Raw genomic sequence first — 18,989 nt, 5'->3', positions numbered from 1 at the left:
CTCAATTCGCCTTCGCGCTGACGTCCAACCTGTCGAGCACGGCACCCGGCGTCGGGGCCGCGCTGAATTCGAGCATGCCGATGCCACCGGCATTCTTTGCCTTGGCGCTGAGGAGAAACGTACCCGGCCGGGTCACGAACTGGCCCAGAGCCGCGCCGATGGCCTTGGCGCCGGCGGAATTGCCGAGGATCGCCGGAACGCCGAACGTGGTCGCGGTCACGTATTCCTGGGTCAGTTCCTCCGGCTTGAGGCTCAGGCTCTTCGACTGCGAAGCGATGAAGCGCTCGAACAGGCCGCTATTCTCGATCCGCAGGTCGAGGGTCTTGGCAGTCGCCCCCAGCATGGCGAAGGTCGAGACGCTCGGATCCGGGTCGAACACCGCCGGGCCGATACCGCCCAGGATGCCGTTGACCTTCACGCTGCCCATGTCCTTGCCCGACACCGACACCTCGCTGAAGGAGAGTTCCTTGGCGGCCTCGTTCCAGGCCGTGTCGGCGACGACGTTCAGGTCGAGGTCGCGATAGCCGTAAGCGCCGAGGGAGCCGAGCCCCGGAATTCCGGCCACCGCCGTAGCGGGCAGGGTGAGTCCCGAGAGGGTGGCCCGGCCGGTGGTCGGCAGGCCGTCGCGCAGCGGCCCGAAGGCGAAGGCACCGTCACGCAGGCCGATCTGCGTGGGAGCCGCCGCGACGGGGGGGAGCGCGGGAGCAGCAGCGGGCTTGCCAGCAGAATTGCCGGGGGGCTTCGGCGCCGCGGGTGCCCCGTCCGGCGGCAGGTCGAGGCGCAGGTCCTTCACTGCCAGGGTGCCGAGCACCGGCGTCATCTGCCGCAAATCCGCCTCGGTCGGCTCTCCGGCCTGAGCCGAGAGCTTCCGCATGGCCGCCACGGTCGGAGCGAAGGAGAAGCCCGCGAAGGACATACGCGAGAGCTTGCCACTGGCTTCGCCCGCCGTGAAGCCGAGATCCTCGAAGGTCAGGTTTCCGGAGGTGAAGGCCATGCGTCCCATGGTCATCGCCATGGGTTCACCGTCATGGGTCTGATTGACCGTGAGCCCGCTGGCGTGGAACGAGCCGACGGAGAACCCGTCCATCAGGTCCGCCACGGTTCCGAGGATCCGCGCCTTGTCGGCGGAGGCGGGCTGTGTCGGGTCCACACGGGACATCGCCTCCAGCGCGCCCATCCATGTCGCGGGAATCTGTCGGCCGCTGACGTCGCTACCCTCGAGACGGGCGATCTTCAACAGAGTGCCCTCGGCCTCCATCACAATGTCGGCGGCCGAGAAATTGCCGTAGATCCGGAGCATCGGGCTCTTGGCGTCGCCTGCCTCGCCGTAAAGCCGCGCCATCGCGGCGAGATCGACGTCCTTCATGTCGATGCGGCCGTAACTGGCGCTGTGTCTCGCCTCACCCCCATCCTCCGCCGCCGTCACCCCAGCGGCACTCGCCTGGGCGATACGGCCGCCGCGCACGTCCTTGGCCGTCACGTCGCGATAGGTCGCTGTCTGGGCCTTGGTACCGATCCGGGTCTCGGAACGAAGCTCCGGGATCACGATGCTGGCAGCATCGAACTTGGCCAGACGCGCGGCCAGAGGCTCGGGGCCGGATTTCAGGAGAGCGAGCAGATCGTCCTTCGTCAGACGCGTACCGCTGACGATGACCTGCGGTGCGGTGAGGGTCGTACCACCGAACGTCATCGTCACGTTCTGGAGCGTGACGTCCTGCACGGCGGACGCCGCCTCCTGAGCCGTGGCCGGCAATGGGCCCATCGGGCCACCTCCGCCAAGGGCAAGGAGGGCACAGACCGAAAGGCCGGCCGCCCGCATGAGGAAGGGACGGCCTTGTGGGACGTTCATGAGCAGATCCGGGGCGCTGCGGAAAAGGCGCTTCGTGCAACGGTGCCGCGCCGAACCGCATCCGTGCCGCAGTTTCCGCGGCGAGGCAATCGCGCTGCCGCACGCCGCGATGTGACGGAAAGACGATGGCTCAGAGCGAGAACGACGTACCGCAGCCGCAGGAGGCCGTGACCTGAGGGTTCTCGATCTTGAAGGACTGGCCGATGAGGTCGTTGGCGAAATCGATGGTCGAACCGCTCATGTATTCGAGGGACACGGGGTCGACGAGGACGGTCGCGCCATCCCGTTCGATCACCATGTCGTCATCGGCGCGGGAGCGCTCGATGTCGAAGGCATAGGAGAAGCCCGAGCAGCCGCCACCATTGACGCTGATCCGCAGGGACGCACCGGGAGGCTCGGTCCCCATGATCTCGTTGATGCGCTTGGCCGCGCGGGGGGTCAGGGTGATGTCGGCCATCGTGATGCTCTTGGGTTCTCGTCGATTGCCAGAAGCGCTAGCCCACACAAGATATGCGCCGTAGAGACGCGCTGCAACGCGGTAGGAGCGTGGCGCAGCGGGAACGTTGAGCGAAATGACGGGTTCGGGAGGTGACGTGCGGCACAGGGGCGAACGCTGGCGGGCGCGCTACGCCACCGATCCGGCAGCCACGCGTGGGCGGCTGATCCCGGAGGCGGTCTCGCCCACCCGCAGCGACTTCCAGCGCGACCGCGACCGGATCATCCATTCGGCCGCCTTCCGGCGCCTGAAGCACAAGACCCAGGTCTTCGTCCATCACGAGGGCGACCATTACCGGACCCGCCTCACCCATACGCTCGAAGTCAGCCAGATCGCACGGGCCCTCGCCCGTGCCCTCGGCCTCGACGAGGATCTCGCGGAGGCGCTGGCGCTGTCCCACGACCTCGGCCACACCTGTTTCGGGCATACCGGCGAGGACGCCCTCGATGCGCTGACGAAAGGCCATGGCGGGTTCGACCACAACGCCCAGGCGCTGCGCATCGTGACCCGGCTCGAGCGGCGCTATGCCAGATTCGACGGGCTCAATCTCGCCTGGGAGACCCTGGAGGGCCTCGTCAAGCACAACGGGCCTCTGCTGACGCCCGAGGGAGACTCCGACCGCGCGCTGGGCCGAACGGGGGATTCCCGCCGCGATCCTCGAATACGACGCCGTTCACGGTCTCGAACTCGGCCGCTTCGCCGGACCGGAAGCGCAGGCGGCGGCGCTGGCCGACGACATCGCCTATGACAGCCACGACCTCGATGACGGCCTGCGCGCCGGTCTGTTCGAACTCTCCGACCTTCAAGAGGTGCCGTTCCTCGCCAGGCTGATGGAGGAGATCGACGCTCTGCATCCCGGGCTGGAACCCTCGCGAAAGATCCACGAACTGGCGCGTCGCGTCATTACTCGCTTCGTCGAGGACGTGATCGCGGAGAGCACGCGCCGGATCGAGGTCCTGGCGCCGATGTCGGTAGAGGACATTCGTGGGGCATCGGCACCGGTCGTCGCCTTCTCACCGGCACTGGCGGAGGCGGACACGACGATCAAGCGCTTCCTCTACGCGCGGATGTACCGCCACCCGAGCGTGCTGGCGGTGCGGGCGCAGGCCGACATCATCGTCGCGGATCTGTTCGGCGCCTTCACGGCGAACCCGGCAGCCATGCCCGAGGAATGGCGGGTCGGGCTCGATGGCGCAGGGGAGGGGCGCATCGCCCGCCGGGTCGCCGACTACATCGCCGGCATGACCGACACTTACGCCGTGCTCGCCCACAAGCGCCTGTTCGCGACGACGCCGGACCTGCACTGGAGCCCGGAGAGCCGGGGCCTGCCGCTGGCGGAAGGATAGCGGCCGAGATTTCGGGACGATTCATGCGCATCTGCTTCATCGGCGACAGTTTCGTGAACGGGGTCGGTGACGACACCTGTCTCGGATGGACGGGCCGTCTCTGTGCCGCGGCCCGCCGCGCCGGCTGGGACGTCACGTATTACAATCTGGGAATTCGCCGCGACACCAGCCTCGACATCCACCGCCGCTGGAGAAGCGAGGCCGAAGCCCGGCTGCCCGAGGGGCTGGACGGCCGGCTTGTCTTTTCGTTCGGCGCAAACGACTGCACGCGCGTCGATGGCCGAATCCGCGTCCCTCATGACCGCTCCCTCGACACGGCGGAGAGGATTCTCGGAGACGCCGCCGGTTGGCGAAGAACCCTGATGATCGGTCCGCTTCCCGTCTGCGACGATCCAGCGACGGATGCGCGAATTCAGGCTCTGTCGCGCGACATCACTCCTCTTTGCGCCCGACTCGATGTCCCGTTCCTGCCGGTCTTCGGCATGGCGACAGAATCCGACGCATGGACCAGCGAGGCTGCAGCGGGGGACGGAACGCACCCCAATGCCAAAGGCTACGCGGCTCTGGCCAGCGCCGTGTCCGACTGGGAAGCTTGGCGCGCCTGGTTCTGAATGTCCCTCACGGAACGTCCGATGTGCCGTTTTGAGCTGAGCGAGATCCGGCCGTGACGGGAGTTTGGCGACGCCTCGTGAAGCGCCGGGTCGATGAGGAGCCAGGAAGTGCGATGGGCGGCCTCCCGTGACACCTGCCTCCCGTGACACCTGCCCCCCGCGTTGGTATGCCGCCGCATTGAGGCGCAAGCCGTCGTGACGATGCGGCATGGCGCGAGCGGAATAGATATCCCATGAACATCTTCGCCACCTTCGAGGCGCGCGTGCGCGAAGCGCTCGAGAGCCTGACCCGGTCCGGGACGCTGCCCGAGGGGCTCGATCTCTCCCGCGTGGTGGTCGAGCCGCCGCGCGACGCCACGCACGGCGACCTCGCCACCAATGCGGCCCTGGTCCTCGCCAAGGAGGCCCGGACCAATCCGAAGGCGCTCGGCGAAGCGCTGGCGGCGGAGCTTCGGCAGGATCCCCGCGTGGTCGAGGCGAGCGTGGCCGGACCGGGCTTCATCAACCTGCGCCTGACGCCCGAGACCTATCACGAGGTCGTGCGTGCCGCGCTCGGCGAGGGCACCGAGTACGGCCGCGCCCGGATGGGCGGCGGCAAGGTCAACATCGAATACGTCTCGGCCAACCCCACCGGACCGATGCATGTGGGCCATGGTCGCGGGGCGGTATTCGGCGACGCGCTGGCGAACCTGCTCGTGGCGGCCGGCCGCGACGTGACGCGCGAGTACTACATCAACGATGCCGGCGCGCAGGTCGACGTGCTCGCCCGGTCCGCGTTCCTGCGCTACCGCGAGGCCCTGGGCGAAGAGGTCGGCCCTGTGCCCGAAGGCCTCTATCCCGGCGACTATCTCGTGCCGGTGGGCAAGGCGCTCGCCGAGAAGCACGGACGCGCGCTCCTCGACGCGCCGGAATCCGACTGGCTGCCGCAGGTACGGGCGGATGCCATCGCCGCGATGATGGACCTGATCCGGGGCGATCTCGCCCGGCTCGGCATCCACCATGACGTGTTCTTCTCCGAGGCCACGCTGAAGGAGGCGGTGCCCGTCCTCCTGGCGGAACTCCGCGCAAAAGGTCTCGTCTACGAGGGTCGGCTTCCGCCGCCGAAGGGCCAGCTTCCCGAGGATTGGGAGGACCGCGAGCAAACCCTGTTCCGCACGGTGGAGTTCGGCGACGACGTTGACCGGCCGCTGCTGAAATCGGACGGCTCGTTCACCTATTTCGCCTCCGACATCGCCTATCACCGCGACAAGATCCGGCGCGGCGCCACCGACCTGATCGACGTCCTCGGGGCCGATCACGGCGGCTACGTCAAGCGCATGCAGGCGGCGGTGAAGGCGGTGAGCGACGGCCACGCCACTCTCGACGTCAAGCTGTGCCAGCTCGTGCGTCTCCTGCGGGCCGGCGAGCCGGTGAAGATGTCGAAGCGCGCGGGCGAGTTCATCACCCTCGCCGAGGTGGTCGACGAAGTCGGCCGCGACGCGATCCGTTTCATGATGCTCTACCGCAAGAACGACGCGACCCTAGATTTCGACCTCGCCAAGGTGGTGGAGCAATCCAAGGACAACCCGGTCTTCTACGTCCAGTACGCCCATGCCCGCTGCGCCTCGGTGTTCCGGCAGGCAGGCGAGGCCATGCCGGACGAGGATTTTTCCGTCGCCGGCCTAGCCGACGCGGACCTGACGCTCCTTGCCGATTCCGCGGAAATCGAGATCATGCGGTTGATCGCCCAGTACCCCCGGGTGATCGAAGCGGCGGCTGCGGCGCACGAGCCACATCGTGTGGCATTCTACCTCTACGAGCTCGCAAGTTCCCTGCATGGTTTCTGGAACAAAGGCAAAGACCTGCCGCAATTACGGTTTATTAATCCAAACGACCGAAACTCGACACGGGCAAGACTGGCCCTCGTGGAGGCTTTGAGGGGCGTCGTCGCCTCCGGCCTCACGGTCTTGGGTGTCACCGCGCCGGATGAAATGCGGTGAGGTGATCTCGGCGTGAAGAGGAATGCTGCCATGACGACGAACGCTTCGCGAGCGCCTGTCGATTTCGACGCCTTCGCGCGTGACTTGCAGCCCACGACGCCGCCCCAGTCGCAGGCCCAGCCTGCGGCCAAGCCCGATCCGTTGGCCGAACTCGCCCGCATCGTCGGCCAGGACGATCCTTTCCGCGCGTTGCTGGAAGCGCGTGATTCCCGTGCCACCGCCGAGCCGCGAGCCCAGGGAGGACGCAGGGAACCGAGCTTCCACGACGAGGCACCGGCGGCTCCCGCAGGCTACGCCGCCGCGCCTTCGGGATACGCGCAGCATGCCCAGCATCAGGTCGAGCCCGAGCCGCAGGCCGCACACTCGGCACATCCGGCCGACGCGTTCGATCAGTATCTCGCCTCCGTCGACCACAGTGCCTATGTCGCCGGTCCTCAGGATCCGCACGGGTCCGAGGCTTACGCGCCGGAGCAGGACGACCGCCTCAATCGCGCGGCCGAGCGGCCCCGCCAGCGCAGCCGCCTCGTTTCCGTGGGCGCCGGCCTCGGCGTGCTGGTGGTCTGCGTCACCGGTGCGCTCACCTGGCGCAGCATGAATTCGAGCCACAGCGACGGCACCGTGCCGACGATCCTCGCCGACAAGGCTCCGCTGAAGATCGCACCGCAGAAAGCGGACGGCGTCGAGATCCCCGACCAGAACAAGCGGATCTACGACCGTAACGCCAAGGACGACCAGATCCACATCGTCAACCGCGAGGAGCAGCCGGTCGACGTGGCGCAGGCCGCCCGCTCGGCCCAGCGCGCCGGGGAGGGCGGCGCCACGCCGTCCACCGGACAGCAGGGCGGCAATACGGGTCCCCTCACCGAAACCCTCGGCGAGCCTCGCCGGGTGCGGACCGTGTCGGTGAAGCCGGATACGCCTCCGCCGCCGCCTCAGCGCGAAGCGCCCGTCGCCCAATCGGTGATCCCCACCATGACCCTTCCGGGTGATGGCGGTGGTTCGACCAATGCCTCGATGCATTCACGCGTCGGGAAGCTGCCGGCGATGACGCCCGCTCCCACCGAGGAAGCTTCGGCCCCCGAGCCGACCGCTTCCGCCTCTCGCGCGAAGGCCCCGCAGCGGGTAGCCGCCGTCGCCCCCGACGCGACCTCCGCCCTGCCGACGCCTGCGCCCGCCGCCTCGGCCTCCACCGCACCCGTGAGCGGTTACTCGGTCCAGCTCGGCGTACGCACCAGCGAAGCCGAAGCGCAGGCCGCGTTCAAGCAGATGCAGAGCAAGTTCAGCCAGCTCTCTGGCAAGCCCGCCCTGATCCGTCAGGCCGAGGTCAGCGGCAAGACGATCTACCGCGTTCGCGTCGGGCCCCTGGCCAAGGCCGAGGCGACCACCCTCTGCACCGAGTTGCAGGGCGCCGGCGGCCAGTGCTTCGTCGCCAAGAACTGAGCCTCGGGAACTGAGGGTCACGGCGGCGCTCAGGCGAGTGCCGCGAAGACGGCGAGAGACAGTGCCGGCTTGTCGCGGGTCCGTGACGCCTCGTTCGAGTACCGCCAGCGCGGGCGGAGCCGCCATCGTGAAGTGCAGGGACGGATGCCCCTCGGACAGTCCGTCCATCATCAAGCCGAGCAGCACATCCCATGACAACTCGCGCCCTGATCCTCGGCTGTGCCGGCCGGACTCTCTCGGACGAGGAGGCCGCGTTCTTTCGCGACGCGCAGCCCTGGGGCTTCATCCTGTTCAAGCGCAATATCGGCTCGCCGGACGAGGTGAGGGCGCTGACCGATGCGCTGCGCGCTACGACGGGCCGGGCCGATACGCCGATTCTGATCGACCAGGAAGGCGGACGGGTGCAGCGCATGGGACCGCCGCACTGGCCGTCTTATCCGGCCGGCGCCCGTTTCGGCCGCCTCAATGGATCGGGCACCGCCATGGCGCGCCTCGGCGCGCGGCTCATGGCGCATGATCTCGCCGCGGTGGGAATCAACGTCGATTGCGCGCCCGTCCTCGACGTGCCGGTGGCGGGAGCTCATGACATCATCGGCGATCGCGCCTACGGCACCGATCCGCACATTGTCATCGCTCTCGGACGGGCGGTGGCCGAAGGGTTGATGGAAGGCGGGGTCCTTCCGGTGATCAAGCACATTCCCGGTCACGGTCGCGCCGCCTGCGATAGCCACAAGGACCTGCCCGTGGTCGAGGCCGAGGGCGTCAGCCTAGCCTCGCACGATTTCGTGCCCTTCCGCGCCCTGGCCGACCTGCCGATGGCGATGAGCGCCCATGTGGTCTACGCAGCCCTCGATCCGCATCACCCCGCGACCCAGTCCAGCGCCGTCATCGGCCAGGTGATCCGTGGCCTCATCGGCTTCGACGGCCTGCTCATGACGGACGACCTTTCGATGAAGGCCCTCGACGGCAGCTTTCGCGAGAAGGCCGAGAAGGCCTTCACCGCCGGTATCGATGTCGCCCTCCATTGCAACGGCGAGCGGCACGAGATGCAGGCCGTCCTGGAAGGTACGCCGATCCTGTCCGGCGAGGCTTTGCGCCGGGCCGAGGCCGCCCTGGCCCGGCTCGCGCCGCGCGTGGAGTTCGATGTGGCCGAGGCCCGTTCGCGTTTCGAGGCTGGTCTTTCCGCCCACGCGTGAGGCCCGGACTGCCCCAGCGTTTCGGGCGAGTGCCGCCATGACGCGCTGCACAATTGTCTCAGATGCCTCAAATGCCTCAGCGCGAGACCGTGCGGTTCTTGTGTTCGCTCCCCGCCATCCTTAGGTTCCCGACAATCCGTCGTGAGAGGGCGTCGCTGGGCTGGCGACAGCATGGGCGCAGGAGTTTGCCATGGGCAGCATGAGTATCTGGCACTGGATCATCGTCGCGGGCATCGTGATGCTGCTGTTCGGGCGCGGCAAGATCTCGGACCTGATGGGCGACGTCGCCAAGGGCATCAAGGCCTTCAAGAAGGGCATGGCCGAGGACGAGACCCCGACCGGACAGGCCCCGGCCGTTCCGCCGCCGAGCGCGGGCGAGCCCGTGCGTACGCTGCCTCCCCAGGGCGAGCCGGCCACGGCGAGCCATGTCACGGCCGACCGCAAGGTCGTCTGAAGCAAACCGTACGGACAGGCATCGGCCTTGCGCAAACTATGCTAGGCCGCCGGCCGTGACGAGGCAAAGGCCATCGGCCGCGGGACGAGCGACGCCATGTTCGACATGAGTTGGGGTGAGGTGATGCTGATCGGCGGTGTCGCCCTCATCGTCATCGGACCCAAGGATCTGCCCAAGGCCCTGCGCACGGTCGGTCAAGTCACGGGCAAGATGCGCCGCATGGCCGGCGAATTCCATGCCCAGTTCAACGAGGCGATCCGCGAGGCGGAATTCGACGAGGTCCGCCGCGAGGTCGACGGCATCAAGCGCTCCGCGAGCACGATGGGGCCGAGCTTCAACCCCGTCCAGACGATACGCGATGAGATTAGCGGTGCGGTCGGCGGCCGGTCCCAGTCGAGCACCCAGCCCCTCGCCAACGTGGCCGCCAAGCTCGCCGAGAACGATCCGCAGTCCGAACCCGAAGCGCCGTCACCCGAGATAGCCTCGCCGGAGCCGCCGCCGCCCGTGCACGCCTTGCCGGATCTTCCACCGCGTACGACCGCGCCGGAGGCATCCTCCACCAAACCTACCGAGACCGGCGCAAGCACATGATCGATTCGGTCGACGAATCCGAGGTCGAGGCTTCGCGCGCGCCACTCCTCGATCATCTGATCGAATTGCGCTCGCGGCTGATCAAGTCGCTGGCCGCGTTCATCGTGATGTTCTTCGCGTGTTTCTTCGTCTCGCGGCACATCTACAACATCCTGCTCTACCCTTACGTCTCTGTAGTAGGGGCGGAGAAGGCGCAGCTCATCGCGACGCACTTCCTCGAGCAGGTCTTCACCAACATCAAGCTCAGCGTGTTCGGCGCGGCCTTCCTCGCCTTCCCGGTCATCGCGACGCAGATCTACGCCTTCGTCGCGCCGGGCCTCTATCGCAACGAGCGCCAGGCCTTCCTGCCCTATCTCGTGGCGACGCCGATTTTCTTCGTTCTCGGCGCGCTGGTGGTGTTCTTCCTGGCGATGCCGCTTCTCATCCAGTTCTCGGTGAGCCTGCAGCAGGTCGGCCAGCCGGGTGAAGCGACGATTTCGCTTCTGCCGAAGGTGGACGAGTATCTCTCGCTCATCATGACGCTGATCTTCGCCTTCGGATTGGCGTTCCAGCTACCCGTGATCCTTACCCTGCTCGGCCAGATCGGCGTCATCGACACGGTCTTCCTGCGCGAGAAGCGGCGCTACGCCATCGTCCTCGTCTTCGTGGCGGCGGCGATCCTGACGCCGCCCGACGTGATCTCGCAGCTCTCCCTCGCCCTGCCGATGCTCCTCCTCTACGAGGCCTCGATCTTCTCGGTCGCCCGCGTCGAACGCCGCCGCAAGGCCAAGCGGGTCGCGGAAGGTCTGGAGCCTTAGGCGCCACAAAAGCCCCATCCACCACCTCATCCCGAGGCGGCGCGTAAGCGGCCTCGAAGGAGGCCTCCAGTCCGCACCTTGGTGTCTGGAGGCCTCCTTCGAGGGCTGCACTGCGCTGCGCCGCCTCAGGATAAGGGGGTATCGGGGATGCTCCGTCGACTCATGCCCGGCCTTGTCGGGGTCGCCCCGATGCTGCAAAGCGTCGGCGACTCATAGCGAACCGAGCCGCCCATGCACGACATCCGCGCCATCCGCGAGAATCCGCAAGCGTTCGACGAAGCCCTGCGCCGTCGCGGCCTCGACGCGCTCTCGGCCGAGCTGATCGGCCTCGATGACGCCCGCAAAGCCGCGACCTCGGCGGCCCAGGCCAACCAGGAGCGGCGCAATGCTCTGGCCAAGGAGATCGGCGGCGCGAAGAAGGCGAAGGACGAGGCGCGCGCCGCCGAACTCATGGCGGAGGTGGCACGGCTGAAGGAGGAGGGGCCCACCCTCGAGGCCGCGCAGGCGGAAGCCGGCAGGATTCTCGACGACCGACTCGCGGCGATCCCGAACCGTCCGAACCCGGATGTGCCCGAGGGCGCCGACGAGCACGGCAATGTCGAGCACCGCGCCTTCTCCGGAAGCGGTACCAAGCTCGCCACCGGCCGCCAGCATTTCGAACTCGGTGAGGCCTTCGGCCTGATGGATTTCGAGGCGGCCTCACGCATGTCTGGCTCCCGCTTCGTGGTGCTGAAGGGGCAGCTGGCCCGGCTCGAACGCGCGCTCGGCCAGTTCATGCTCGATCTCCACACCGGCGAGCACGGCTACACCGAGGTGGCCCCACCGATCCTCGTGCGCGACGAGGCGATGTTCGGCACGGCGCAGTTGCCGAAGTTCCGCGACGACCAGTTCCGGGCCGGTGAGGAACACTGGCTCATCCCCACGGCCGAAGTCCCGCTCACCAACCTCGTGCGCGAGAGCATCCTCTCCGAGGACGAGCTACCCTTACGCTTCACCGCGCTGACCCCCTGCTTCCGCGCCGAGGCCGGGTCGGCTGGGCGCGACACGCGGGGCATGCTGCGCCAGCACCAGTTCAACAAGGTCGAGCTCGTCTCGATCACCACGCCCGATCAATCGGCGGCGGAGCACGAGCGCATGCTCGGCTCGGCGGAAGCCGTGCTGAAGAAGCTCGACCTGACCTACCGGGTCATGACGCTCTGCACGGGCGATATGGGCTTCGCCTCCCAGAAGACCTACGACATTGAGGTCTGGATGCCGGGGCAGGAGACCTATCGCGAGATCTCGTCCTGCTCGGTCTGCGGCGACTTCCAGGCGCGGCGGATGAACGCGCGCTATCGGCCGAAGGAAGGCAAGGGCGCACAATTCGTGCATACCCTCAACGGGTCCGGCGTCGCCGTGGGCCGCGCCCTCATCGCCGTGATGGAAAATTATCAGAACCCGGACGGCAGCGTCACCATCCCGTCGGTTCTCAAGCCCTACATGGGCGGCATCGAGAAGATCGAAGGGCTGAAGAGCTGATGCGCATCCTGGTCACCAACGACGACGGCATCCACGCGCCGGGCCTCGAAACCCTAGAGGGCATCGCCCGGACCCTGTCCGACGACGTCTGGGTCGTGGCGCCCGAGAGTGACCAGTCCGGCGTCTCGCACTCGCTGTCGCTCAACGATCCCCTGCGCCTGCGCCAGGTCTCCGAGAAGCGCTTCGCCGTGAAGGGCACGCCCTCGGATTGCGTCATCATGGGCGTGCGCCACATCCTCAAGGACCACGGGCCGGATCTCGTCCTGTCCGGGGTCAATCGCGGCCAGAACGTCGCCGAGGACGTGACCTATTCGGGCACCATCGCGGCGGCCATGGAAGGCACGATCCTCAACGTGCGCTCCATCGCCCTGAGCCAGGCCTACGGCGCCGGTGGGCGTGGGGCGATCAAATGGGGTTGCGCTGCCCATCACGGGCCGGGCGTGGTCAAGAAGATCCTCGAAATCGGGATCGAGCCCGGCATCGTCGTCAACGTCAACTTCCCCGATTGCGAACCCGAGGAGGTGGTCGGCACCTCCGTCGCAGCGCAGGGTATGCGCAATCAGGCGCTGCTCGCCATCGATGCCCGGCAGGACGGTCGCGGCAACCCGTATTTCTGGCTCGCATTCGCCAAGGCGCAGTTCGAGCCGGGCCATGGCACCGACCTCAAGGCCATTGCGGAGAACCGCATCTCCGTGACGCCGCTGCGCCTGGATCTCACCGACGAACCGAGCCTGACCCGCTTCGCACAAGCCTTTGCCGAGTGAGGAATCCCGGTCTTCGCACGGCGCAAGCGCTATCGCGCCCCAGCACCCCTGTGCGGGACCGCGGACGATCCAAGCCACGGAACGATCGAACACGGCCATGAGGCACAGCTGGTGACGATGGAGGGCTCGGTCGAGGATGCCGCCTTCGTCATGGCCCTGCGCGGTCTTGGCGTGCGCGACACCGACACGTTGCGCGCCATGGAGCGCGTGCCCCGCGCCCGATTCGCCCCTGAAGGGCACCGGGATCTGGCCCGGCGCGACATCGCCCTGCCGCTGCCCTGCGGCCAGACCATGTCGGCGCCCACCGTCGTCGCCGCCATGCTGACCGCGTTGAAGGTGAAGCCCGGCACCCGCATTCTCGAAATCGGCACCGGCTCCGGCTACGTCACCGCTCTGCTGATCCGTCTCGGCGCCGCCGCGATCCTGAGCGTCGAGCGCTATGCGACGCTGGCCGAGGACGCCGTCTCCGCCCTCGACCCGGAGGACAGGGTGATCGCCCGTATCGAGACGGGTGACGGCCTCGATCCCGCATCGGCCGGGGAGGGCGGCTTCGACCGTATCCTCGTCAACGGGACCCTGCCAGCCTTCCCCGAGCATCTCGCGGCCGCCCTGCTGCCCGGCGGCCGTCTCGTCGGCGCCCTCGGCTACGGGAGCGGTAGCCGGCTGGCCTTCATCGACCGGGATCGGGACGGACGCATCAGCGAAGGGTTCGGCAGCGGATTAAGGCTGGCGCCCCTGACAGACGGCAGGGCGTTCATTCTTTGACGAAAGACCTCGCTTCGCCAAAGCGAGGAGCAGGGTCTACGAGGGGAGGCGCCAAACCTTTGATCTGGCACGATCTTATCGCTCCCCAAGGCCATTCGAACCGGAATCGGCCATGGAACTCCCGCCCTCGGAAAGTTCCTTCGGTGTCGAAAACGTGGTGAACGGGAACGGTTGTTTAACCTGAATCCCGTTTGAATGACGTCATCAAGTTGCGTCAGGCAAACAGGTGCGTCGATGCGGGTTCGCGGGACTGGTCTAGGGTTGAGGACGCTGTCGCGTTTCGCGCTCATCGGTGTGATCGGCGGCAGTGCTGCCGGATGCTCCACCGATGCGTCGCGGTTGGGCGACCCCTTCGGGAACCCCTTCGCCTCCAACATTTCAAGTGAGCCCAGCGCCACGGGCAGCTTGCCCGAGGAGGGCGAGATGCCTGCCGCCCCGGCGGTGCGCACCTCCAGGATCCAGTCGCAGTCACTCGGCGCGCCGATGTCGCCGCGTCCGCTGGCGGCGACGCCTCCCATGGCCACGGGCCGTGTCGCTTCCACCGCGCCGAATTCCGGGATGGTGTCCGGCATGAACCCCTCGGGAATGAATCCCGCGGGCATGAATCCGGATGCCGGCCGCGGCATGGTCGCGACCCCGCGCACCGTGCCTGCCGCACCCCCGGCCCGTCTTCCGCTCAATGCCGGCGCCAAGGCAGCGGAAGCGAAGGCTGCCGAGGCAAAAGCCGCCGAAGCCAAGGCTCGTGCAGAGGCTGCCCGTGCGGAGGCCGCTCGCCAGGACAGCGTCCGTCAGGAAGCGGCCCGCAAGGAAGCCGCCGCCAAGGCGGTAGCCGAAGCCAGGACGGCTACGGAAGCCAGGAAGATCGCCGAGGCGAACAAGGTGTCCGAGGCCAAGCGGGCCGTGGAGACCAAGAAACTCGCCGACGCCAAGCTCGCGGCCGATGCCAAGCATGCGGCCGAAGCCAAGAAGCTCGCCGATGCGAAGAAGCTCGCGGAGACCAAGAAACTCGCCGAGGTGAAGAAGCCCGTCGAGGTGGCCAAGGCCGAGACACCGAAGGTCGATCCCGCCAAGGCGAAGGCCGAGGCCGCCCGCAAGGCTGCGGAAGCCGAAGCCAAGCTCGCCAAGGCGGAAGCCGCAAAGGATGCGGCCAAGAAGGTCGCCGAAGCCAAGGCCGCCGAGAAGGCCAAGGCCGCGCCCGTCAAGGTCGCTTCCCTGACGCCCGTGCCCGAGAAGGCCGAGCCCGCCAGCACCGGCTCCGTCGCACCTGCGGCTCCCGCCGCCGAGCCCGACCAGTCGTTCCGCTGGCCTGCCAAGGGCCGGGTGATCTCGGGCTACGGCACCAGCGGCAACGAGGGCATCAACATCTCTGTGCCCGAGGGTACGGCCGTGAAGGCCGCCGAGGACGGCACGGTCGCCTATGCCGGCTCGGACGTGAAGGGCTACGGCAAGCTGGTGCTGGTTCGCCACACCAACGGCTACGTCTCGGCCTACGCCCATAACGGCGAACTCGACGTTCGCCCCGGCGAGAAGGTCAAGCGCGGCCAGACCATCGCCAAGTCCGGCGCCTCGGGCAACGTGACCTCGCCCCAGCTGCACTTCGAGATCCGCAAGGGCGCGACCCCGGTCGACCCGATGCCGCACCTCGCCAGCAACTGAGCGCATTCAAGACCCAAAGAGAAACGGCGGCTCGCAGGAGCCGCCGTTTTCGTTTGTAGATCCGTTTGATACCCCGTCCATCCATCCCGAGGCACACACTTCAACTCGGTCTGGGCGAGCCTCACTCCAGCCGCTGGCCCAACCGCCCCGCCAGATCCTGGATGAACTGGAACGCCGTGCGACCCGAGCGGGAGCCGCGGGTAGTGGCCCATTCCAGCGCCTCGGCCCGCACCGTATCCAGGTCGGCCTTCAGTCCGTACCGCTCGACATAGGCACGGATCATGGCGAGGTACTCGTCCTGGCTGCACTTGTGGAAGCCGAGCCAGAGGCCGAACCGGTCGGAGAGGGAAACCTTTTCCTCCACCGCCTCGCCGGGATTGATCGCCGTGGAGCGCTCGTTCTCCACCATGTCGCGGGCGAGCAGGTGGCGCCGGTTCGAGGTCGCGTAGAACAGCACGTTCTCCGGCCGGCCCTCGATGCCACCATCGAGGGCAGTCTTGAGGGACTTGTACGAGGTGTCGTCGCCGTCGAAGGACAGGTCGTCACAGAACACGATCCAGCGGTGCCGGTCCGCCCGCAAAGTCGCCATCAGGTCGGGGAGGGTCTCGATATCCTCGCGGTGGATCTCCACCAGTTTCATCGGCAGTTCGCCCTCCGCCCGCTCGGCGTTGATGCGGGCATGGGCCGCCTTCACCAGCGACGACTTACCCATGCCGCGTGCCCCCCAGAGCAAGGCGTTGTTGGCGGGCAGCCCCTTGGCGAAGCGCGCGGTGTTGTCGACGAGGATGTCACGAGCCCGGTCGATGCCGGTGAGGAGATCGATCTCCACCCTGTTCACCCGCGGCACCGGGATGAGGCGGCACTCGGCGCCCCAGAGGAAAGCGTCGGCGGAATTCATGTCGATGACGGGTTTCGCGGCCGGGGCGGAACGCTCCAGCGCGGCGGCGATCCGCTCGAGGACGGGCAGGATCGCCTCGATCATCTCCCGGTCTGCAGGTTGGGTCGCGGTCATGGCGTCTCGAAGCTCCTGGAATACGCGCTTGAGCGCGTCATTACGGACATCGGGCACGAAAATCACGGGTGCGGCATCGGGCGCCTGCGATCCGCACCTTGCCGGCTGCAGACGCGCCGTTGCTTTCACCTAGTGCATGGCTATAGTCCGCGCGCTTTTAGACCGGTCCAGACGCGCCGAGATCGGCCCGTGCGCGACGATGTGAGGACCGGTTCAGCCTAAGGAGTCACCCGCTTGATTACCCCCGCCTTCGCGCAAGGGGCCACCTCGGCCGCTGGCGGAGCGGACATCGCCTTGCAGGTGGTGCCGTTCGTCCTCATCTTCGTCATCATGTACTTCCTGATCCTCCGCCCGCAGCAGCGCCGCGTGAAGGAGCATCAGGCCCTCGTGAAGAACGTGCGCCGCGACGACACCATCGTCACCACCGGCGGCCTCGTCGGGCGCGTCACCAAGGTGGCCGACGAAGCGTCCGAGATCGAGGTCGAGATCGCCCCGAACGTGCGGGTGAAGATCGTCCGGACGATGATTTCGGAAGTGCGCGTCAAGGGCGGGCCGGTCAAAGCGGCGTGAGCCGAATGCCGTGTGCCGGGGTGCGGAACCGATGGTCCGCGCCCCGGCACACGGCTTGTGACTCCGCTTGAAGGGGCCGATGCAAGCATCGGCACCATAAGAAGAAACGGGACTGGCGGATGCTGCGCTTTTCGAGAACCAAGATCGTCGCGACGCTGGCCGTCATCCTGATCGGCCTGAGTCTCGCCGTGCCGAGCTTCTTCTCGGCCGAGCAGCGCAAGGGATTCATGGCCTCGCTGCCGGGCTGGTTCCCGAGCTGGATCGTACCCCAGCGGGCCATCGTGCTGGGTCTCGACCTCCAGGGCGGTTCGCAGATCCTCCTCGAGATCGACCAGACCGATCTGATCCGCTCGCAGACGACGGGTCTGCGCGACGACGTTCGTCGCACCCTGCGTGAAGCCAACGTCACCCCCGAAGGCGGCATCCAGGTGATCCCGCGCGGCGTCCAGGTCCGCATCTCCGATCCGGCCAACCGCGCCAAGGCTTTGCCCAAGCTGCGCGAACTGTCCCAGCCGATCTCCAACGCCATGGTGGCGCAGGCCGGCGGCCAGACCCTCGACGTGGCGGAGCGGCCGGACGGCACGATCCAGCTCACGCTCACCGATGCCGGCCTCACCGACCGTACCCGCCGGGCCGTGACCCAGGCCATCGAGGTCATTCGCCGCCGCATCGATTTCGGCGGCACCAAGGAACCCTCGATCCAGCAGCAGGGCGCCGACCGCGTCCTCGTCCAGGTTCCCGGCTTGCAGGACCCGCAGCAGCTCGAGGATCAGCTCGGCAAGACCGCCAAGCTCGAATTCCGCATGCTCGCCGATTCACCCTCCGGCGACGTGGACATGCTGACCAACAAGGACGAAGGCGGCGGCAAGGTACCGGTCGAACGCCGGGTCATGGCCGATGGCGGCGATCTCACCGATGCGCAGCCGGCCTTCGACCAGCAGAGCCATGAGCCTATGGTGAGCTTCAAGTTCAACCTGAAGGGCGCCCAGCGCTTCGGCCAGGCGACCTCGGAGAATGTGGGCCGCCGCATGGCCATCGTCCTCGACAACGAGGTCGTCTCGGCACCGCGCATCAACACGCCGATCACCGGTGGTTCGGGCCAGATCACCGGCAACTTCACCGTCAAGCAGGCCAACGACCTTTCGATCCTGCTGCGCGCCGGTGCGCTTCCCGCCAAGCTCACCGTCGTCGAGCGCCGCGTGGTCGGCCCCGGCCTCGGCAACGATTCCATCGAGGCCGGCAAGAAGGCGACCCTGGTCGCGGGCGCCCTCGTCATCATCTTCATGTTCGCCACCTACGGGGTGTTCGGTTTCTTCGCCAACATCGCGCTCCTCGTCCATGTGGGCCTCATCCTCGGCCTGATGTCGGTGCTGGAGGCGACCATGACCCTGCCGGGCATCGCCGGCGTCGTGCTCACCATCGGCACGGCGGTGGATTCCAACGTGCTGATCTACGAGCGCGTGCGCGAAGAGGTGAGGGCGGGGCGCTCCATCGTCTCGGCCCTGCAGGCCGGCTTCGACAAGGCCTTCGCCACCATCATCGATTCGAACTCGACCATGGCCATCGCCGCCGTGATCCTGTTCTTCCTCGGCTCCGGCCCGGTGAAGGGCTTCGCCGTGGTGTTCATCCTCGGCATCCTCACCACCGTCATCACGGCGGTGACGCTGACCCGCATGATGATCGCCCTGTGGTACAACTACGCCCGACCCAAGGCTTTGCCGTTCTGAAGTCCGTCCGAGCATTCACAGTTTGCGAGAGGAGCCCGATCCGGTTTTCGAGTGATCCGTCCATCCGAAACACAATCCCGTCATCCCGGGGCCGCGAAGCGGAGCCCGGGATCCAGACACGCGGGATTGCCAGGCTAGTGATCCACCTGAGTGTCTGGATTCCGGGCTCGCCCTGCGGACGCCCCGGAATGACGGACGTGCGGTGGAACCGGACGGGT

Annotated in this window: 16 protein-coding genes and 1 pseudogene; 14 read left to right on the top strand and 3 right to left on the bottom strand. The window is 67.4% G+C overall.

Translation table 11 applies throughout. The annotated features are described in order from the left end of the window. Window position 1: 1 nt before the first annotated feature. Window positions 2-1,849: a hypothetical protein gene (locus ACYQML_RS18500; RefSeq protein WP_461233628.1), complete on the bottom strand. Its 1,848-nt coding sequence runs from the start codon at window positions 1,847-1,849 to the stop codon at window positions 2-4. Between the two features lie 130 nt (window positions 1,850-1,979). Then, on the bottom strand, window positions 1,980-2,306 hold the full coding sequence (locus tag ACYQML_RS18495; RefSeq protein ID WP_056424199.1) for a HesB/IscA family protein: 327 nt from the start codon (window positions 2,304-2,306) through the stop codon (window positions 1,980-1,982). A 115-nt stretch (window positions 2,307-2,421) separates the two neighbouring features. Here ACYQML_RS18495 and ACYQML_RS18490 point away from each other — a divergent pair. The 12 genes and pseudogenes from ACYQML_RS18490 to ACYQML_RS18435 all read left to right on the top strand — a co-directional run bounded on the left by ACYQML_RS18490 (window position 2,422) and on the right by ACYQML_RS18435 (window position 15,462). Next, window positions 2,422-3,691: pseudogene (locus tag ACYQML_RS18490) on the top strand (deoxyguanosinetriphosphate triphosphohydrolase). Between the two features lie 23 nt (window positions 3,692-3,714). Next, window positions 3,715-4,302 carry a GDSL-type esterase/lipase family protein gene (locus ACYQML_RS18485; protein ID WP_461233627.1) on the top strand — a complete coding sequence of 196 codons (588 nt, stop codon included), beginning with the start codon at window positions 3,715-3,717 and terminating at the stop codon, window positions 4,300-4,302. A 233-nt stretch (window positions 4,303-4,535) separates the two neighbouring features. After that, the gene (gene argS / locus ACYQML_RS18480) at window positions 4,536-6,281 is read left to right on the top strand and encodes an arginine--tRNA ligase (RefSeq protein ID WP_461233626.1); all 1,746 of its coding nucleotides are present in this window, start codon (window positions 4,536-4,538) and stop codon (window positions 6,279-6,281) included. A 30-nt stretch (window positions 6,282-6,311) separates the two neighbouring features. Further along, a complete protein-coding gene (locus tag ACYQML_RS18475) occupies window positions 6,312-7,721 on the top strand; it encodes an SPOR domain-containing protein (protein ID WP_461233625.1) in 1,410 nt (469 codons plus the stop codon). Between the two features lie 191 nt (window positions 7,722-7,912). Beyond that, entirely contained in the window at window positions 7,913-8,917 is a 1,005-nt protein-coding gene (gene nagZ / locus ACYQML_RS18470) for a beta-N-acetylhexosaminidase (protein ID WP_461233624.1), read from the top strand. A gap of 190 nt (window positions 8,918-9,107) precedes the next feature. Continuing rightward, window positions 9,108-9,371 (top strand): twin-arginine translocase TatA/TatE family subunit, encoded by a 264-nt coding sequence (locus ACYQML_RS18465; protein WP_056424210.1) that lies wholly within the window; start codon window positions 9,108-9,110, stop codon window positions 9,369-9,371. 96 nt (window positions 9,372-9,467) lie between these two features. Next, window positions 9,468-9,962 (top strand): Sec-independent protein translocase protein TatB, encoded by a 495-nt coding sequence (gene tatB, locus ACYQML_RS18460; RefSeq protein ID WP_461233623.1) that lies wholly within the window; start codon window positions 9,468-9,470, stop codon window positions 9,960-9,962. Continuing rightward, on the top strand, window positions 9,959-10,759 hold the full coding sequence (tatC, locus tag ACYQML_RS18455) for a twin-arginine translocase subunit TatC (protein ID WP_056424215.1): 801 nt from the start codon (window positions 9,959-9,961) through the stop codon (window positions 10,757-10,759). Before tatB ends, tatC begins: the two co-directional genes overlap by 4 nt. 231 nt (window positions 10,760-10,990) lie before the next feature. Next, complete coding sequence (serS, locus tag ACYQML_RS18450; RefSeq protein ID WP_056424217.1) at window positions 10,991-12,277, top strand: serine--tRNA ligase; 1,287 nt, start codon at window positions 10,991-10,993, stop codon at window positions 12,275-12,277. Next, window positions 12,277-13,041, top strand: a complete 765-nt coding sequence (gene surE / locus ACYQML_RS18445; RefSeq protein WP_056424219.1) for a 5'/3'-nucleotidase SurE — start codon at window positions 12,277-12,279, stop codon at window positions 13,039-13,041. Before serS ends, surE begins: the two co-directional genes overlap by 1 nt. 117 nt (window positions 13,042-13,158) lie before the next feature. Then, window positions 13,159-13,806, top strand: a complete 648-nt coding sequence (locus ACYQML_RS18440) for a protein-L-isoaspartate O-methyltransferase family protein (RefSeq protein ID WP_311275286.1) — start codon at window positions 13,159-13,161, stop codon at window positions 13,804-13,806. A gap of 234 nt (window positions 13,807-14,040) precedes the next feature. Then, window positions 14,041-15,462 carry a murein hydrolase activator EnvC family protein gene (locus ACYQML_RS18435; RefSeq protein WP_056424223.1) on the top strand — a complete coding sequence of 474 codons (1,422 nt, stop codon included), beginning with the start codon at window positions 14,041-14,043 and terminating at the stop codon, window positions 15,460-15,462. Between the two features lie 121 nt (window positions 15,463-15,583). On the opposite strand, the gene ACYQML_RS18430 is transcribed toward ACYQML_RS18435, so the two are convergent. Beyond that, window positions 15,584-16,474, bottom strand: coding sequence for an ATP-binding protein (locus ACYQML_RS18430; RefSeq protein WP_461227548.1), 891 nt, complete (start codon window positions 16,472-16,474; stop codon window positions 15,584-15,586). A gap of 234 nt (window positions 16,475-16,708) precedes the next feature. On the opposite strand from ACYQML_RS18430, the gene yajC reads away from it, so the two are divergent. Further along, window positions 16,709-17,044 carry a preprotein translocase subunit YajC gene (gene yajC / locus ACYQML_RS18425; protein ID WP_056424225.1) on the top strand — a complete coding sequence of 112 codons (336 nt, stop codon included), beginning with the start codon at window positions 16,709-16,711 and terminating at the stop codon, window positions 17,042-17,044. A gap of 119 nt (window positions 17,045-17,163) precedes the next feature. After that, window positions 17,164-18,771 (top strand): protein translocase subunit SecD, encoded by a 1,608-nt coding sequence (secD, locus tag ACYQML_RS18420; protein WP_461233622.1) that lies wholly within the window; start codon window positions 17,164-17,166, stop codon window positions 18,769-18,771. Window positions 18,772-18,989 lie beyond the last annotated feature (218 nt).

This window comes from Methylobacterium sp. CM6244, assembly GCF_054817885.1.
This window is presented reverse-complemented; position numbering and strand designations above follow the sequence as displayed.

Bases quoted from the DNA above. Each gene is read 5' to 3' on its own strand.
- ACYQML_RS18500 (WP_461233628.1), bottom strand. From the start codon at position 1,849: ATGAACGTCCCACAAGGCCGTCCCTTCCTCATGCGGGCGGCCGGCCTT.
- ACYQML_RS18495 (WP_056424199.1), bottom strand. From the start codon at position 2,306: ATGGCCGACATCACCCTGACCCCCCGCGCGGCCAAGCGCATCAACGAG.
- ACYQML_RS18485 (WP_461233627.1), top strand. From the start codon at position 3,715: ATGCGCATCTGCTTCATCGGCGACAGTTTCGTGAACGGGGTCGGTGAC.
- argS (WP_461233626.1), top strand. From the start codon at position 4,536: ATGAACATCTTCGCCACCTTCGAGGCGCGCGTGCGCGAAGCGCTCGAG.
- ACYQML_RS18475 (WP_461233625.1), top strand. From the start codon at position 6,312: ATGACGACGAACGCTTCGCGAGCGCCTGTCGATTTCGACGCCTTCGCG.
- nagZ (WP_461233624.1), top strand. From the start codon at position 7,913: ATGACAACTCGCGCCCTGATCCTCGGCTGTGCCGGCCGGACTCTCTCG.
- ACYQML_RS18465 (WP_056424210.1), top strand. From the start codon at position 9,108: ATGGGCAGCATGAGTATCTGGCACTGGATCATCGTCGCGGGCATCGTG.
- tatB (WP_461233623.1), top strand. From the start codon at position 9,468: ATGTTCGACATGAGTTGGGGTGAGGTGATGCTGATCGGCGGTGTCGCC.
- tatC (WP_056424215.1), top strand. From the start codon at position 9,959: ATGATCGATTCGGTCGACGAATCCGAGGTCGAGGCTTCGCGCGCGCCA.
- serS (WP_056424217.1), top strand. From the start codon at position 10,991: ATGCACGACATCCGCGCCATCCGCGAGAATCCGCAAGCGTTCGACGAA.
- surE (WP_056424219.1), top strand. From the start codon at position 12,277: ATGCGCATCCTGGTCACCAACGACGACGGCATCCACGCGCCGGGCCTC.
- ACYQML_RS18440 (WP_311275286.1), top strand. From the start codon at position 13,159: ATGGAGGGCTCGGTCGAGGATGCCGCCTTCGTCATGGCCCTGCGCGGT.
- ACYQML_RS18435 (WP_056424223.1), top strand. From the start codon at position 14,041: ATGCGGGTTCGCGGGACTGGTCTAGGGTTGAGGACGCTGTCGCGTTTC.
- ACYQML_RS18430 (WP_461227548.1), bottom strand. From the start codon at position 16,474: ATGACCGCGACCCAACCTGCAGACCGGGAGATGATCGAGGCGATCCTG.
- secD (WP_461233622.1), top strand. From the start codon at position 17,164: ATGCTGCGCTTTTCGAGAACCAAGATCGTCGCGACGCTGGCCGTCATC.